This is a genomic window from Gordonia sp. NPDC003422 (assembly GCF_053588675.1).
On the sequence record NZ_JBSFQL010000015.1, the window covers coordinates 39,966 to 55,368 of the forward strand.

General features: G+C 67.0%; 10 protein-coding genes and 1 pseudogene. 7 read left to right on the forward strand and 4 right to left on the reverse strand.

The genetic code is table 11. The features are described 5' to 3' along the window. Positions 1 to 21: 21 nt before the first annotated feature. A complete protein-coding gene (locus tag ACWDTF_RS14105; protein WP_449754520.1) occupies positions 22 to 774 on the reverse strand; it encodes a hypothetical protein in 753 nt (250 codons plus the stop codon). A gap of 71 nt (positions 775 to 845) precedes the next feature. Between ACWDTF_RS14105 and ACWDTF_RS14110 the strand changes: the two genes are divergently transcribed. Beyond that, positions 846 to 4,079, forward strand: coding sequence for a BTAD domain-containing putative transcriptional regulator (locus ACWDTF_RS14110; RefSeq protein ID WP_355277612.1), 3,234 nt, complete (start codon positions 846 to 848; stop codon positions 4,077 to 4,079). Between the two features lie 252 nt (positions 4,080 to 4,331). On the opposite strand, the gene ACWDTF_RS14115 is transcribed toward ACWDTF_RS14110, so the two are convergent. Together ACWDTF_RS14115 and ACWDTF_RS14120 are read right to left on the reverse strand one after the other, a co-directional pair. Then, positions 4,332 to 5,138 (reverse strand): enoyl-CoA hydratase, encoded by an 807-nt coding sequence (locus ACWDTF_RS14115; protein WP_240859061.1) that lies wholly within the window; start codon positions 5,136 to 5,138, stop codon positions 4,332 to 4,334. An 88-nt stretch (positions 5,139 to 5,226) separates the two neighbouring features. Next, positions 5,227 to 6,195, reverse strand: a complete 969-nt coding sequence (locus ACWDTF_RS14120) for an esterase/lipase family protein (RefSeq protein ID WP_449754521.1) — start codon at positions 6,193 to 6,195, stop codon at positions 5,227 to 5,229. Between the two features lie 88 nt (positions 6,196 to 6,283). Here ACWDTF_RS14120 and ACWDTF_RS14125 point away from each other — a divergent pair, with 88 nt between their 5' ends. From ACWDTF_RS14125 to ACWDTF_RS14135, 3 genes are all read left to right on the forward strand, one after another. Next, a complete protein-coding gene (locus tag ACWDTF_RS14125; RefSeq protein WP_240859057.1) occupies positions 6,284 to 6,835 on the forward strand; it encodes a TetR/AcrR family transcriptional regulator in 552 nt (183 codons plus the stop codon). Positions 6,836 to 6,958: 123 nt separating this feature from the next. After that, on the forward strand, positions 6,959 to 9,259 hold the full coding sequence (locus tag ACWDTF_RS14130; protein ID WP_355277609.1) for a carbon starvation CstA family protein: 2,301 nt from the start codon (positions 6,959 to 6,961) through the stop codon (positions 9,257 to 9,259). After that, on the forward strand, positions 9,256 to 9,453 hold the full coding sequence (locus tag ACWDTF_RS14135; RefSeq protein WP_240859053.1) for a YbdD/YjiX family protein: 198 nt from the start codon (positions 9,256 to 9,258) through the stop codon (positions 9,451 to 9,453). The genes ACWDTF_RS14130 and ACWDTF_RS14135 overlap by 4 nt, the downstream gene beginning before the upstream one ends. A 19-nt stretch (positions 9,454 to 9,472) precedes the next feature. Here the strand turns inward: ACWDTF_RS14135 and ACWDTF_RS14140 are convergent, their stop codons facing one another. Continuing rightward, positions 9,473 to 10,108 (reverse strand): TetR/AcrR family transcriptional regulator, encoded by a 636-nt coding sequence (locus ACWDTF_RS14140; protein ID WP_374247139.1) that lies wholly within the window; start codon positions 10,106 to 10,108, stop codon positions 9,473 to 9,475. Between the two features lie 127 nt (positions 10,109 to 10,235). On the opposite strand from ACWDTF_RS14140, the pseudogene ACWDTF_RS14145 reads away from it, so the two are divergent. The 3 genes and pseudogenes from ACWDTF_RS14145 to ACWDTF_RS14155 all read left to right on the forward strand — a co-directional run bounded on the left by ACWDTF_RS14145 (position 10,236) and on the right by ACWDTF_RS14155 (position 15,360). Next, positions 10,236 to 11,563, forward strand: a pseudogene (locus ACWDTF_RS14145) (cytochrome P450). Positions 11,564 to 11,830: 267 nt separating this feature from the next. Then, positions 11,831 to 12,151, forward strand: coding sequence for a transglycosylase family protein (locus ACWDTF_RS14150; protein WP_276614979.1), 321 nt, complete (start codon positions 11,831 to 11,833; stop codon positions 12,149 to 12,151). Between the two features lie 149 nt (positions 12,152 to 12,300). Further along, positions 12,301 to 15,360 (forward strand): BTAD domain-containing putative transcriptional regulator, encoded by a 3,060-nt coding sequence (locus tag ACWDTF_RS14155; protein WP_449754522.1) that lies wholly within the window; start codon positions 12,301 to 12,303, stop codon positions 15,358 to 15,360. Positions 15,361 to 15,403: the final 43 nt, after the last annotated feature.

A 15,403-nucleotide genomic window follows, 5' to 3' on the forward strand; every position in this document is an offset into this window, starting at 1 on the left:
CCTTGTCGTTTCACGTTGGTGTCAGGTGCGGTCGGCTCGGGCTGCCGAAGCTGCGCGGAGCATCAGCACGCCGATGGCCGCTACTCCGATTCCGCGGGGTGCCTCCCAGAAGAATCCGGAGATCCCGGCGACGGCCGGCAGTGGCAGCAGGAACCCGACCATGCCGATCGTGATGAGCACGCCAATCCAGATCGGGACGGCTCGGTTGCGGATGAGGCTCGATCCCAGCAGGGCCAGGCCGACGAGCATCACCACCGCGCCAAAGGCGTTGATCCCGATGAATTCCGGCGTACCGAGCATCGAGTCGTCGTCGGCGATGAGGTGCGCGGTCGTCGGGTCGTTGGCAAACGGGTAGGCCACGAAGATCTCGACGGCCAGGTGCGCCGTCGACGTGACGACATTGCCCACGAAGTAGAGCACGATCCCGACGAAGCCGGCGATGCCGATCCGGGGGCGTAGCCACACGTACATGCCGGGCAGGCCGAGCAGCACAAGAATGGTGCCGACGGCGAGCAGTATCTGTGCCCATGGCGCCGTCGCGCCTTGCAGTGCCTCGACCGAATGACCCTTGCCGTCGACGATCGGATGCAGAGTGCCGCCCGCCACGCACAGCGCGCCGCCGAGGATCAACGAGACAGCGCTGAGGCGCCGGATGACCGGCCAATCGGGACGGCCGACGCGCGGGCCCGGCGCGTGGGTGTCGGAACTGCGGCCGTGTGGGCCGGACACGGTGTCGGGGGTGGTGGGATGCTGGGGATGCAGTGATGTTGTCATGCCAACACCTTCCGAGCCGGCCCTGGTATTCGCCTGGTGCGTCGCTGGAGCACCCGGTAGATTCACTGTCTGTGCAGGTCGAGCCCATTCCGATCCGAGTGCTCGGACCGCTCACGGTGACCGCGGCCGACGGTGAGAGCGTCGATGTCGGGCCGCGCAAGCTGGTCGAACTCCTGGTCATCCTCACCGCCGAACGGGTGCCCCGCTCCGCCGACCATCTCGCCGAACTCCTCTGGCGCGGCAGCCCGCCACGCTCCGTTGCGGTCACCCTGCAGGGCTACATCTCCCGTCTACGCAAAGCACTCGCCGCTGTCGACGGGGTCCGGATCGACACCGTGACAACCGGTTACGTCTTGCGCTGTGACGGGTCCGGGACCGACCTCGACGTGCTGGAACGTCTGAGCACCGACGGTCTGCGCCTGGCCCGCACCGATCCGGCTGCCGCAGCCGAGACACTGTGTCGTGCACTCGATCTCTGGCGCGGTCCGCCGCTGGGCGAGGTCGCCGACATCGCCGAGATGGCACCGGAGATCACCCGTCTGGAACAGATGCGTGCCGACCTGACCGAGAGTGCCGCAGAAACCCTCCTGACCACGGGTGAGCATCGTCGAGCCGTCACGCTGCTCAGCGATCTCCTCCGCCACCAGCCCTATCGCGAGGGTGCGGTGCGTGTCCTCGCGACCGCGCTTGCGCACATCGGACGCCCCGCCGACGGTCTCGCGGTGATCCGGGACCTGCGTGGCCGACTCGCGGACGATCTCGGGCTCGATCCCGATCCACGCACGCTCGCGGTCGAAGCCGAGTTGCTCGATCCGGCGTCGGTTGTCACCCGCCCTGTCCAGGTGCCGGAACCGGTGGAGCAGCGCACCACCATGATTCGTGGTCGCGACAACGAGCTCAAGGTGCTGAGGGCGGTGCTGCGACGAGGCTCCGGGCGACTCGCCGGTGCCGTGGTCACCGGCCCGTCCGGAATCGGCAAGTCGTCGCTGGTCGACGCCGCACTCGACATGGCCGATCTGCCCGTGCTCCGCACCGTCGGACGCCCGGCCACCGATGAGCCACTGCGCGGACTCACCGACCTGTTCGGCGTCTTCCCGTCAGCAAAGAATGTGGACGTCACGGCAACCGACCTGGTGTCGGCGACTGACGACGCCATCCGGTCTCGCCTCTGCGCGCACGGTCGAGTCGTCCTGAGCATCGACGACCTGCAATGGATGGATCTCGACTCGGCTCAGGCACTCGGCCGGGTGCTCGCCGGCATGCGATTGATGCCCGTCACCGTCGTGGCAACCTCCCGCGACAAGACGAACCCGGCCGCACGGCTCATCGCCGATGCCCTCGCCAAACACGGTGATCTGTCGGACATCGCGCTGGGCCCACTCGACGACACCGACCTCACCCAACTCGTGACACATCGGCTCTCCGAGACCGGACTCACTCTCGCCCCCGGCCCGCTGGTCGAGCAGAGCCTCGGCAATCCCCTTGTCGCACTGACACTGTGCGATGCCATGGCCACCGGATCGGCTTCCGGCGAGGCACGCCTGATCCCCGACGCGATCGGACGTCGGCTCGACGACCTCGATCCCGCGGCCCTCGCACTGGCGACGCTGCTCGCAGTATCTGGCGGCGCCCTTGACAATGACATCCTGGGCGACATGGGTTACGCCGCAGGCTCACCGATCCGCGCCGCGCTGATCGACGCACGGTTCGCGGGCACCGAACCCGATACCGCACTGTCGCTTTCGCACAGCCGGATCACCGAGGCCGTCGTCTCCCACTGTTCACCGGGCGATCTCGCGCGCACCCACCGACGACTTGCCGCCGCACTGCTGGCTCGACGCCCGCACGAGTTGTCCTCGATTGCAACACATCTCGCCGCCGGTGCGGATGATCCGCAGACCCGCGCACGCGCTGTCGAAGCGGGTGTCGAAGCCGCGCGGGCCGCCCACCGCTCGGGAGCCGACCACCAGGCCGTCGAACTGGTCCGCCGAACACTCACCCTTCTCGACACGGACCGCGACCAACCGGGAACCGCTCACTCGCGTGTCGAAACATTGCGACTCGGTGGATCATCGGCGATCGCGCTGGGCGACTTCGATTCCGCCATGAGCTTTTTCGAAGAGGCCGCCACGATCAGTCGCATCGACAGCGACTGGCCCGCACTCGCCGAGACCGCGTTGCTGGCGGCACCCCGGGGGGTCGCAGGCTATTGGTCGGGGTACGGCATGATGCATTCGGGCAATCCGGCGCTGGTCGCCGAGGCACTCGGTCACGACGATGTCCTGGACGCGGATACCGTCGTGAGACTGCAGGCGGGCGAGGCCGCCCGCCGGACTGTTCTCGGCCTGCCCGGTGCGCGCGATCACCTTGCAGTTGCCGCAGAACTCTGCGAGCCCGGATCGTCGGCGGCGCACGACGTGCTGCTGGCCGAGTTCCTGTGTCGATGGACTCCGGCCGACCGAGCCGACCGCGCCAAGATCGCCGACGAGTTGTATCGGACGTCGGGTGGCGACGTGCACCGGAGAGCGACGGCCCTGCACCTGCAGCGCGTGTGCGCCCTGGAATCCGCCGATGTTCGCATGGCCCGGCGAATCTCGACCGAGGTCAGCCGGGTCATCGCCACACATCCCGACACCGACCTCGCCACCATGCAGTTGTGGTGGCGGGTGATGCTGGCCCTGCTGCGCGGGAACTTCGAGCAAAGCTCCGAACTCACCACCGAATATGCGGAATCCGTTGAGTCACTGGGCGACCAGGCCAAGCTGCTGTCGGAGGCCTCCATCGCGACCAGCGAGTCGATCGCCTTGTGGCTGCGCGGCAGGCTGCACGAGATGCTGCCCCGATTCGACGATCTCACCGAGAGCGTCGACGACGATTTCGCACTCGTCATCGCCCTCGGGTCCGCGGAGGCCGGAGACGTCGACCGCGCGCTCGCCGTGGCGACCGAGATCACCGCGGATGCGGCAAGTTGGTCGGGTCCGCGAGTCGTCGTCCGCGTGCCACTCCTGGTGGACGCGCTGTACATGGCTTGGCGCACCGGCGAAGACCTCGACCGGACACGGCGGATAGCGGCACGGATCGCGCCGTTCGTCGAAGACTGGAACGACGGCCTGATCGTGCAGTGGCCCGGCGTCGTGTGCGTCGGACCGGCCTCCCTGTATCGCGGGAGCCTCGGGGCGATCGTCGGAAATGACAGCGCCGCAGACGATCTCGAAGCCGCCGCCCATCTTGCCGACGACACCGGTGCTCGCCCGTTCGCTGAACGCGCACGTGCGCGTCTGGCGCATCTGCGGGAGAGCCACTGACCCAAGAAGTTCGGTGGTCAGCGCTCTGACCTGGGTAAATGCAGCCTGCCGAGGAGTCGCACCTGACACTCTGCGTCCCGCGTGGTCCTGCGAGAACTCGAGTTGAGTTGGAGAACGCGAGTGCTGCAGCACTCGCGTTCTCCAATTCGGCTTCGGTTGTCGCGGGTGCCGGCCGCGTGGACTCGAAGAACTCGGTGACCACCGCTCTGACCTGGGGGTATGTGACGGTCCTACGTGGCGTGGCTGCGGAAATCAGCAATCCTTCCAGACCGGGTCGCGCTTGCCCAGGAAGGCCGAGATACCTTCCTGCGCATCGCATGTCATCGCGTTCTCGGCCATCGTCGCCGACATCAGTTCGTACGCGTCGTCCTCGGCGATCTCGATCTGGCGATAGAACGCCTGTTTGCCGATGGCCACCGTCGACGCGCTCGACGCCGCGATGCGGGTCGCCAGCTCACGCACCGAACCAGCCAGAACATCGTCGTCGACGACGGAGCCGACCAGTCCCCAGTCGGCGGCGGTGTCCGCGTCGATCAGGTCGCCGGTCAGCAGCATGTGCATCGCACGTTTGCGCCCGACGGCGCGGGTCAGCGCCACCATCGGGGTCGAACAGAACAATCCGATCTTCACTCCCGGCGTACTGAATCGAGCACTGCGGCCGGCGACGGCGAGATCGCAGGTCGCGACGAGCTGACATCCGGCCGCGAACGCCATGCCGGCAACCTCGGCGATCACTGGCTGCCGAATGCGATGGATGGTTGTCATCATCTCGACGCAGCAGTCGAAGATCGCCCGTTCCTCCTCGAGACTGCGTCCGACGAGTTCGGTGAGATCGTGCCCGGCGGAGAACGCGGGCCCGAGCGCTCGGATGACAACCACCCGCACCGCCGGGTCGCCGTCGAACACGCGCAGCGATTCGGTGACCTCGCGCATCACCTCCGACGACAGAGGATTACGGCGCCGCGCACTGGCCAACGTGATCACTCCCAGTGCTCCGTCGACCTCGGCCCGTACCGCAGCGTCGACCGTTGCTGACGTGGTCTGCGAATCCTCACCCATGGTGGCCTCCTCGTCCGTCCCCTCACTGTGCCGGATCATCGGGCGGGGGGATCGGGATTCACCGTCGGACTGTCCGGTCGATCAGGTGTCAGCGCGGCAGCGGGCCGAGGAACGGCAGAACCGTGGTGCATCCGCGGTCTGCTGTGCGCGCGCCGAGCGCCTCAAGCACGATGCGGACCGCGACCGGATCGGCGGTCATCTCATAGTGCTCGGTGAAATCGGTCGGGCAGACGTCCTGCAGCACCACGTTGCGGACATTGCGACCGCGCAGCATTCCGGTGCGATACGGGGTCGCTACCTCGTCGTACCGCGTGACGATCATGGTGAAATCGATGTCCGGCGCGATTCGCGGGTCCGGGTTGAGGGTCCGCAGGAACCCCGATCCGGGCGTGAGCTGACAGGGTCCCCCGCACTGCCGCGCAAGGCGCGGCCCGACGTCGGGTATCTCGAGCGCGGCCGCGAGGGCGGTCTGCACACCGCTCACGTCCGACCCGTGCAGCGGCGCACCAAGCGCCACATAGTCATTCACGCGTGGCACGCCGCCGAGGTGATTGAGGTAGTAGAACGGTATCGCCCCACCCATCGAGTGTCCGACGAGGTCGACCTGGCGTGCACCGGTCGCCAAGCGCACCCGATCGATGAACGCGGCGATCTGACGTGCACTCTCCTGAACCGTGGTGACGGCCCCGACCGGGCCGAGCCAGTCTCGGCCGTAGGTCGTGGAGAACACGCAGTACCCCGCCGCGGCGAGCACCGGCGCCATCGTGTCCCAGGTGACGGTGTCGTTGCTCAAACCGTGCAACAAGACGACGGGTTCAGGGTGCCCGGCGTCGGGCCGGCATCGCCAGTCGTTGGCGCCGGGCGGTGAACTGTTCGGCCGGGCCAGGGCTGCGGCAAGTCCACCGAGGTAGCTGTGCGACGGCGCTGCCGACGCCGGGTCCGGACTGGTCGGCACTCCCAGCAACGCCAATGCGCCGACCAGCACACCGACCGCGACACGACGCATGATCTTCACGAGTTGACTCCCCTCCGCCACGATGACCGACCGGTCGGTCATAATCTAGCACGCGCTCGGCCGGTCGCCTCGCCGACTACGATGAGTCTGTCCGACGATCACACGTCGTGTTCTCTGCAGGAGGTGACCGTTGCCCCGTCCGGCCGAACCGGGTCGTAGCGCGCTCCTGCGTGCGGGAGCCGAGGTCGCGACCGAACGCGGACTCAAGGGCCTTAGCGTGAATGCCGTCGTCGATGCTGCCGGCATGGCGAAAGGCAGCTTCTACCACCACTTTCCCGATCGTCGAAGCTATGTGATCGCCCTGCACCGCGAGTATCACGACGCGATCGACGCGGCTGTTTCCCTCGCGATCGACGGTCGCCAACCAGGCGAAGGGCGCCTGCGCGCCGGGATCATCGCGTACCTCGACGCTTGCCGACGCACCCGCGCCACCAAGGCGTTCCTGGCCCAGTCCCGCACCGACACCGACCTCCTCGACGAGGTGACCGCACGCAATGCGGCGGCGACCGAGAAGATGCGCACCGACGTCGGCCTCCTCGGCTGGGACGACCCGGGTGCGATCGCCACGCTGACCGTCGCCATGGTCGCCGAGACCGCCTTGGTCGAGTTGTACGCAGACGCCGAGCAACCCGCCCTTCGAGACGCCATCTTCGCTCTGCTCCTGGCGAACTCACCATCCTGAACTGCGTCGATCAGGCGCAATGTCAACTCCGCCGTGACCCGTCCAGCCCCGGGAGTAGAGTGACGCAGGCCACACGGGAGTGGCATTCGACGCGACCGCAAGAGCGACGAAAGGGCCCAACGGATGACCGCCACCGCACAACGTCCGGACCACCCCGACATCGAGTACGTCACCACCGATCCCGACCAACCGCCCGTCGCGATCATCGACCGCAGCCCGATGACGACGGGGAAGAAGATCCTCTTCGCGGTGATCGGACTGCTCGGCGCCGTCGCCTGGGCGATCGTCGCCTTCGTCCGCGGTGAATCGGTCAACGCCGTGTGGTTCGTGGTGGCCGCGCTGTGTACCTACGTCGTTGCCTACCGCTTCTACGCGCGCCTGATCGAGATGAAGATCGTGAAGCCGCGCGACGACCACGCGACACCGGCCGAGATCCTCGACAACGCCCAGGACTACATGCCGACCGACCGTCGGGTCCTGTTCGGCCATCATTTTGCCGCGATCGCCGGTGCCGGTCCGCTCGTCGGCCCGGTCCTGGCGGCTCAGATGGGCTACCTGCCGGGAACCATCTGGATCATCATCGGCGCCGTTCTGGCGGGCTGCGTGCAGGACTACCTGGTGCTGTCGATCTCGGTACGACGCCGGGGCCGCAGCCTCGGCCAGATGGCGCGCGACGAACTCGGCGCCGTCGGCGGCATCGCGGCGATCGTCGCGGTCTTCGTGATCATGATCATCCTCATCGCGGTGCTCGCGCTGGTGGTGGTCAACGCTCTCGCCGAAAGTCCTTGGGGCGTCTTCTCGATCGCGATGACCATCCCGATCGCCCTCTTCATGGGCGTCTACCTCAGATTCCTCCGACCGGGCCGGGTCACGGAGATCTCGGTGATCGGCGTCGTGCTGCTGTTGGCGGCCATCGTCGCCGGTCGCTACGTCGGCGAATCCTCGTGGGGCCACGACTGGTTCAGCCTGTCCCCGGTGGTGCTCAGCTGGTGCATCATCATCTACGGCGTGGCCGCGGCCATCTTGCCGGTCTGGTTGCTGCTCGCCCCGCGCGACTATCTGTCCACCTTCATGAAGGTCGGCACCATCGCACTACTCGCCATCGGCATCATCATCGTCCAGCCTGTGATGAAGGCACCGGCGGTGAGCGAGTTCGCCTGGAACGGAAAGGGTCCGGCATTCTCCGGGGCGCTCTTCCCGTTCCTGTTCATCACGATCGCCTGCGGAGCACTGTCCGGATTCCACTCCCTCATCTCTTCCGGCACCACTCCCAAATTGCTCGCCAAGGAAGGACAGGCGCGCATCATCGGCTACGGCGGCATGCTCACCGAATCCTTCGTCGCCATCATGGCGCTGATCACCGCGTGTATCCTCGATCAGCACATCTACTTCGGCATGAACGCCCCCAAGTCCCTGACCGACGGCACCGCGCAGGGTGCAGCCGATTACGTCAACGGCCTCGGCATATCCGGCGAGCCGATCATCGCCGAGCACTTCGAGCAGGCCGCGCAGGGGGTCGGCGAGGCCTCGATCGTGTCCAAGACCGGTGGCGCCCCGACCCTGGCCATGGGCATGGCCGATACCCTGCAGGAGGCGATCGGCGGAGAGTCGTTGCGCGCCTTCTGGTATCACTTTGCGATCATGTTCGAGGCACTGTTCATCCTGACCACGGTCGACGCCGGGACACGCGTGGCCCGTTTCATGCTGTCCGACGGCATCGGAAACCTGCCCGGCGCCAAGAAGTTCAAGGATCCGTCGTGGCGGCCGGGCGCGTGGCTGTGTACCGCCCTCGTGGTCGCCGGCTGGGGATCGATCCTGCTGATGGGCGTCACCGACCCGCTCGGCGGCATCAACACACTGTTCCCGCTGTTCGGCATCGCCAACCAACTTCTCGCGGCGGTGGCGCTGACCGTGGTGACGGTCGTCATCGTGAAGCGAAACCTGTTGAAATGGGCTTTGATACCCGCGGTACCCCTCGTCTGGGATCTCATCGTCACGATGACGGCCTCGTGGCAGAAGATCTTCTCCGACAATCCGTCGATCGGCTATTGGTCCCAGCATCGTGCGTTTGTCGACGCGAAGAACCAGGGTCTGGACAGCTTCAAGACAGCCAAGACACCGGCCGAGATCGATGCCGTCATCCGCAACACCTTCGTCCAGGGCACACTCTCGATCGTGTTCGCCGTGCTGGTCCTCATCGTCGCCGTCACCGGAGCCCTGTTGTGTGTCAAGGCCATTCGTGCCGGCGGCCTACCGACCACCGAGGACGAGCCGGTCCAGTCGCACATTTTCGGACCCAGCGGGCTCATCGAGACGCCCGCGGAGAAGGCCGTCGAACGGGAATGGGCCGAGTACGCGGCCCGACAAGAGCACCCACCGAATCGTCGTCGCCACGAAGACTCCACGTCGGGAGCCTCGGGATGACCGCTGCCGGCGTCCGCGAACGAATCAACGCGATCGGCCGATATGTCGGCGACCTGATGGGCGATCGTCACTATCAGCGCTACCTCGACCACCATCGGCGCCGGCATCCCGCCGAGCAACCCATGTCGGAAAGCGAGTACTGGCGCACCCGATATGCGGCTCAGGACTCGTCTCCTCAGGGACGTTGCTGTTAAGGCGTGTCTCCCAAATGCCCTAGGGCGTGTCTCTATCGAGCCCGATCAGTGCGGCACAGGCGGTAACCGTCGGTTCGACGATCGTCGCAATGGGTTGCCCGGCTTCGACCGCGTTGGCGGTCAATTCACGGATTCCACCCCAGATCACGATTGCGATCTCCCGTGAGATGGGTGTGACCCCGGCCTTCCGCATGACCGGGGTCGACGTCAAATCGGTGAACAGCGTGATCCAGGCTTCCATCGCTTCGGCCTTCATCGCCTGCGCCGACGCCCCCAGGGCCGGCAGCTCACGTATCCAGCTGAGAGCCAGTTCTCGCCGCTGGTCATTGGCCCGCGCGTAGGCAATCACCGCCTGCCGAATCTGGGACTGCCAAGGCGCAGAGGAATCAACTTGCCCCGCAATGTAATCCACGATCGAGCTGTTGGTGACCCGTAGCAGTTCCACAAAGCAGTCCTGCTTGTCGCCGAACTCCTGATAGAACGAGCGACGCGAGGTCCGGGCCACCCGCACAACGTCGGCAACCGTGGTCTCCCGATAACCACGTTCGCCGACACAGGTGAGCATCGCCCGCAGCAGCCGTGCCCGGGTGGAGTCCTCTTGATCCAGGCCGGCCACCCGCATCGAACGCGGCATCGTCGATTCGGTGGTGGACATACATCGAGAGTAGGCCCTTGCTCGCAGCCGGTACACCCGCGTACCGTCGTTGGTACAAATACGTACCACTACTGTCCCGCCGCTGCCCTTGGCGCATCGTCGACACAGTGGGATTGGAGTCGAGCCGATGGCCGCCGAACCGTCACCGACCGCGACCATCTCACCAGCCACGGATTCTGTTGCACCGCCCCGGGTCCCGCTCCCCAGGGCGGCACAGGGACTCGGGTTCCTCATCTCTCGCCACGCGATGATGCGATGGTGGCACCGGCGCCTCGGCGACGCCTTTGTCCTCGACCTGCCCATTTTCGGCGATTGCGTGGTGATCTCCGATCCGGCGCACGCGAAGCAACTGTTCACGGCCGGCGACAAGGTGCACAACGTCAGCCCCAACCTGGGACGGGTGCTCGGCGACGGCTCGGTCTTCTCACTCGAGGGCACCGACCATCGCCGCCGCCGCAAGTTACTCACACCTCCGTTGCACGGCAAGCGCATCAAGACCTACGAGTCCATCGTCGAAGAGGAGACGCTCGCCGAGATTGCCACCTGGCCGCAACGGCGACGGTTCCGCTCCCTGGAACCGATGATGCACATCACCCTCAACATCATCCTTCGTGCTGTTTTCGGCGCTGCGGGAAAGGATTTGGACGATCTTCGGCGGATCATTCCGCCCCTCGTCGCAGCCGGTTCTCTCAGCGCGACAGTTCCCCGCTCCCCCGGCCGTTGCGTCGCGTCGACCCCAACCACCGCCTCCGTGTGCATCGGCAGGAGTATCAACGGGCTGTCGGTGGGCTCATCACGCAGGCCCGCCAGGACCCCGACCTCGACGATCGCGACGACATCCTCGGACTGCTGGTCAGCAGTCGCTACGACGACGGCTCGCCGATGAGCGATTCCGACATCGCCGACGAACTCATCACGCTGCTGGCCGCCGGCCACGAAACCACCGCGACAACCCTGGCATGGGCTTTCGAACGCGTCGCGCGCAATCCGCAGGTTCTCACCGATCTGGTCGACGAGGTCGACCGCGGCGGCAGCGATTTTCGGCACGCGGTGATCCACGAGGTGCAACGCAGCCGCCCGGTGATCGACTTCGCCGGACGCAGCGTCGTCGCCGAGACGCTCGACCTCGGCCCGTGGCGCATCCCGCGCGGTCACAACGTGCTGGTGGCGATCTCGCTGCTGCACGACGACAGCCGGCAGTTCGCACACCCGGAGCTGTTCGATCCCGGCCGATTCGAGGGCACCACGCCGCCCGCGGCCTGGCTACCGTTCGGCGGTGGCACCCGACGCTGCATCGGTGCAGCATTCGCCACGATGGAGATGGACGTCGTACTGCGCACAGTGCTGCGCGAGCTCACCCTCGAGCCGACCACCGAACGCCCCGAAGCCTGGCACTCACGTGGCGTCGCCTACGCCCCCCGACGCGGTGGTCGCATCACGGTCCACCGTCGCTGACCGTGCGTCCCGATCCGTTGACGTGACGCACCGCACATTCTCGGTGTGACCTTCGTCATCCGAAGACGTCACATTCCGTCCGGCCTTCGATGTGCCGACACGCCGCGATGCGCAGGAGTTTCAGGGAAACCTATCAGCGTTATCCCAGCGTTATGAAAACGCCCCAGGTCACCGACCCGGCGTGACCTTTCCGTTACCAATCCGTATGGTCGCCCTCGGTCCGAATATCGCTCACCCGCCTGGGTGAAGACAGGAGGAACGAAGACCATGAGCATGACGAAGATCGTCGCTCGCGCAGCCGTCGTCGGCGCGCTCACCGCAGCCCCGTTCGGCCTCATCGCCGGCACCGCATCGGCCGACAGCCACAACTGGGACGCCGTCGCCCAGTGCGAGAGCGGTGGCAACTGGGGCATCAACACCGGCAACGGCTACTACGGTGGCCTGCAGTTCACTCAGAGCACCTGGGAGGCCAACGGCGGCTCGGGCAACGCGTCCAACGCGTCGCGCGCCGAGCAGATCCGCGTGGCCGAGAACGTTCTCGCCACCCAGGGACCCGGCGCATGGCCGGTCTGCGGGCAGTACCTCTGAACTGACGCATAGGTGACCCGTGCGGGTCACCGAATGCTCCGCGCACCGCACACAGCCACCCGCTGTGTGCGGTGCACTGGTTTCCGCCGCGGTTGTGAGCTTGCTCCCGACCAGGAGCCACTCCACATCAGACGTGTTCCACTGTGACGATGACTGCGCTGGTGGGGGTGCTCGGTCCGACCGAGGTGTGCGCCGGCGACGCCGACGCCATCCCGGTCACCGCGCGCCGTCTGCGCACCTTGATCACCTCACTGGTGCTTGCGCATCCCTACCCCGTCGGCATCGAGGCCATCGTGTCCGACGTATGGCCCGATGCTCCCCCGCAACAACCGACCGGCGCGGTGCACACGCTCATCTCGCGTCTGCGCGCACTCGTCGGGTCCGAACGAGTGGACTCGACTCCGGGCGGTTATCGCTTGATCGGAACCGAGGGGACGCCGGTCTCCGACCTCGCCACGGCCGAGGCCATCGCGCGCGATGGAACGGACGCCGATGCCACCGGGGCCCTCGACCTCTGGCGCGGTCAACCCGGCACCGGACTTCCTCCGGGCGACCTACGGGACCGGCTGACGATACGCGCCGACCGGTGCCGCGGTGTTCTCCGGGAACGATCCTGGAATCACCGCCTCGTCGCCGAGCCGAACCGCGTCGCCGCTGAGGTCGCCGCGCATCGTGAGGCGCGCGGGCCGCTCGACGAGCAACTCGCCGCGTTGGAGATGCGCGCACATGTGGCGGCCGGCAATCCCAACCGCGCGCTCACCGTCTTCGCGAGGCTGCGTGCCGCCCTGGCCGACGAACTCGGCGCCGACCCCGGGCCGGAAGCCGTCGCAGCGCATGCGGCTGCTCTGCGCGCACAGACGCCCGTCGCCGCCGACCCAGGGTTCGCAACCCAGATGCCCGCGCCGCCCCGCAACAGCTTTGTCGCACGCGTCGACATCCTGGCAGACATGCGACGCGCGCTCGCCGACTCCGGCGTCGTCTGTGTACTCGGCGAGGGCGGTATCGGAAAGACTCGTCTGGTTGCGGAATTCATTGCTGCGCAATCTGTTCCGCACATCTACGTGGACCTGACCACGGCGCGCGGCGTCGAGGACGTGACGGCCGCGGTGACCGCCGCCCTACGGCCGACCACAGTTCCCGATCTCGCCGGCGGCACGCCAGGACCGATGCAACGCCCCGGGCAACTCCTGACACAGAGCGCACCACGCGGGGTCGTGATCGTCCTCGACGCATGCGAGCAGGTCGTCGACTCTGCCTCAGAGCTGGCCACCGAGGTACTCGCGCGACGCCATGATCTTCAGATTCTGGCCACCACCCGGGTACCGCTCGACCTCGTCGACCAGCACGTCATCGACGTCGGACCCCTATCCGAAGCTGATGCCGCACAACTCTTCTCAGACCGTGTGCGTGCGGCGGGACGCAGGGACAGCATCGCGGCTCACGAAGTCGACGAGTTGTGCCGCCGCCTCGATGGATCGCCCCTCGCACTCGAATTGGCCGCTGCACAGCTCCGACACCTCACGCTCGGCGATCTCAACGAGCGTCTTGCATCGACACTTTCGGTGTTGAGCGTCCGGGGCGACGGGCGACACAGCTCACTGACCAACGTTCTCGCCTCCAGTTGGGAACTGTTGGCCTCGGATGCGCGTCTGGCACTCGCCGCCCTCGCCCGCTTCCCGGGAGAGTTCCGGCTCGCCGACGCCCTCGCGTTTCCGATGGTGACTCTGGACAATGTGGCGATCCTGCGGGCGCACAGCCTTTTACGGGTTGCGGAGGACCAGCAAGGGCGAGCGCAGCGACGGGGAATCTCCGAGGGGCGAGCGCAGCGACGGGGAGGTTTCGAAGGGCAAGCGCAGCGACGGGGAGTTTCCGAGGGGCGAGCGCAGCATACTTGTTATCGCTTGTCCGACACGGTCCGCGACTTCGTTCGCGAGCGCACTCGGGAGCAGCCCAACCTCGAGGAATGCCTCGTCGCCGCCCATCACCGCTGGGCACGCACCCAGGTCGACGCCGCCCTGACCGACCTGCGCGCCGGCCGGGTGGCCGACGCGGCCGATCGGCTCGACCACTCGTCGGACGCCATCCTGTCACTACTCGACGGGAGCGCGAGCCAGGATCCAGCACTGCTGCCTGTTGTTTCGTGGCGGACGATGCGCACCGGGGGCCACGACGCGACCCTGCGGTTGTGCCGCGCCGTCGCCCGCCAGCCGGCCGAATCAGATCGCGATGTCGCCGGACTACTCTGTGCAACAATACATCTCACCATTGCGGGCCAGTTTCGCGACGCGGCCCGGGCGCGGCTCCGGCTCCGCGAGGCCATGTCGGTGCGGCCGTTGAGTGGAATCGACGGACTCATCGGCGATCTGCTCGTCGCCCGACCGGCCACCGTGGCGCGGACGCTGGCGACTGCCGCGCGCAGCGCCGACGCAGGGGTGGTCGCGGCGGCCGAACTGGTTCGCGCCGAATTGGCCGAACGCGCTGCCGCACCGAGGTTCGCACATCGGTGTGCCCTGCGCGCATCCGTGGCAGCCGACGTTGCGATGCACCCGTGGTTCGCCGCGAACGCACGCAGCAGACTTGGCCGCATCTGCAGCCAGGTTGGGGACCACGAGGCCGCCATCGTTCATTTCGAGCGCAGTGCAACCACTTTCGACGACATCGGGCTGGCGCAGGATGCGTGTCGGGTGCGCATCTACCAGGCCGGCGCATCGGTGAGCGTCGATCCGCGTCGAGCCGAGGATCTGCTCGCCTCGTGCCTGCGTGCTGCCGGAACCACCGCGCGACCGTTCATCGCAACTGCTCATATGACGCGCGCGCAGTTGCTCGTCGACGACGATCCTGCCCTCGCGGTCACGGCAATCGCCGACGCCCTGCGCATCGCGGGGCCACCCGCCGACGGTCACTCGGTCCACATGCACGCGGTGGCCGTCGCCCTGCTCGATGCGGCCGGACAATCCACGCACGCACGGCTCGCGGCCGATGACCTCGAGGCCGCCCTGACACAGCGTCGTCTCGACCCGGCGCTCACCGACCTGCCCGCTCTCGGCGCTGCGGCGGCGGCCGTCGTCAAGGCCCGTGGCCTGCGCGACGACGATCCGTACGCCGCCGCCGCGCGTGCCATCCATTACCGCCGGGACTTCCCGGTGATGCACCTGGCCGCCGGTCCCTCCATGTCGAGGGAACGCGCGGTGGCGCAGCTCATCGGCTGATCTGCTCGCAGATATTCAGAAGAGTGCGGGAGGTAGGACGACG